The organism is Psychromonas sp. MB-3u-54 (assembly GCF_002836415.1).
GTDB lineage: Bacteria > Pseudomonadota > Gammaproteobacteria > Enterobacterales > Psychromonadaceae > Psychromonas.
This window is the reverse complement of sequence record NZ_PJBP01000024.1, coordinates 1-1,501: the sequence shown is the minus strand read 5'-3', so window position 1 is coordinate 1,501 and position 1,501 is coordinate 1. Positions and strand designations below refer to the sequence as shown.

The 1,501-nt window shown below is 39.8% G+C and carries 2 protein-coding genes; one reads left to right on the top strand and one right to left on the bottom strand.

What is annotated here, in order from left to right:
* Window positions 1–49 precede the first annotated feature (49 nt).
* A complete protein-coding gene (tnpA, locus tag CXF72_RS00385) occupies window positions 50–499 on the bottom strand; it encodes an IS200/IS605 family transposase (RefSeq protein ID WP_101036063.1) in 450 nt (149 codons plus the stop codon).
* 76 nt (window positions 500–575) lie between these two features.
* Between tnpA and CXF72_RS00380 the strand changes: the two genes are divergently transcribed.
* The coding region (locus CXF72_RS00380) for an RNA-guided endonuclease InsQ/TnpB family protein (RefSeq protein WP_101036062.1) at window positions 576–1,501 on the top strand (926 nt) is incomplete at its 3' end.

The following is a 1,501-nucleotide window of genomic DNA, read 5'->3' as shown; positions in this document are numbered from 1 at the left end:
TTGAACAACCCGTGAGCGCAATCTCGTTCGTTCACGGGCGAGTTAGCGATTAAACTCTCTTTAGTGACTTAGATGTTTTAACTGCTTTTTCAGATGGTGGCTCTTGCTGGTTTTCGATGTACTTCTTAACTACATCTAAACTAGCGCCACCACAAGAAACAACGCAGTAAGATGGACTCCAAAAATGATTGCCCCATAGTTTGCTTTTTACCTGTTCCCAATGATTACGCCTTATCATATAAGAAGACTTACCTTTAAGCTTTCCTACTAAGTTAGATACTGCAACTTTAGGGTGAACTGACACCATTAAGTGAATGTGATCCCCTTCCCCTCCAAATTCTAATAATTCACACTGCATCTGCTCGCAAGTTTCTTTTATTACTTCTTTTGTGCTGTCTAGCATCTCTTTTGTAAACACATCCCGCCTGTACTTTGTTAAAAATACTAGATGGACGTAGTTCTTATAAAGGCATGACCTGCCTGTTCTCCATTCGTACATATAACCTAACGCTAGATTGACTTTAGGTAAATATAGTAATACATTAACTTTCATTGTTCAATAAGAAGGCTTAGTCGTGCTAACAGGTATCAAGCTAAAAGCGAATCCAACATCAAATCAAAAACTGATTTTAAGTCAGTGGATGGGGTGTGCGCGTTTGGTTTGGAATGCCAAGGTAGCCGAAGAAAAGTATTACCGCACATTTGCACGTAAGTATTACCCAATTGGTACTTATGCACCAATCGACCAGAAAGCGGCTCAATTTAAGTCCAAGGAGCTGACGCCTTGGTTATATCAATGCCCTAGCCAGATAATCAGAAATAGCGCGGTTAATTGGTATCAGACATACCAGAAATTTATGAAAGGTTTGTGCGGGAGGCCAAAGACCAAGCCAAAGGCTGATCGTGGTAGTGTATATCTTACCCGTGAAGTGTTTAGGTTTGATCACTGTAAAGATGGCAACGTGCGTTTATTCATTGGTACTCAGACAAACAATATTGGCTACTTATCGTTTAAAGCACATAGCAAATTCGAGATCCCAAACTCTCTATATGTGCGCAAAGAGCGTGGTCAATATTATGTGTCTTTTTGTTATGAGAGTGGAAAAGATGAATCACATCTGTCAACTAATGCAGAGCACTTAAAATTCCTCCAAGGATCAACAAAAGAGTATTTAGAGGAAAGTGTTATCGGCATAGATAGAGGCGTTGCAATCCCTGTTCATGCTGGTTGTCAGTCATTCGACTATTCTAAAAATCAAAAAAACATGATGGATAAATCTGATCGATACATTAAGCGTCTACAGCGTAAAATGGCGCGTCAGAAGCTAACATCAAATCGAAGAAAAAAAACTAAGCACCGCATTGCTAAGCATCACGCTAAAAAGGCGAATATCAGAAATGATTTTGCACACAAAACAAGTCGCTCTTTAGTCGATAGCCAAGCTAAAGTTATTGTGTTCGAGGCGCTTAAAACATCAAACATGGTCCGCAGGCCAAAAGT

Coding starts and splice junctions, on each gene's coding strand:
- tnpA (WP_101036063.1), bottom strand. CDS start 499: ATGTACGAATGGAGAACAGGCAGGTCATGCCTTTATAAGAACTACGTC.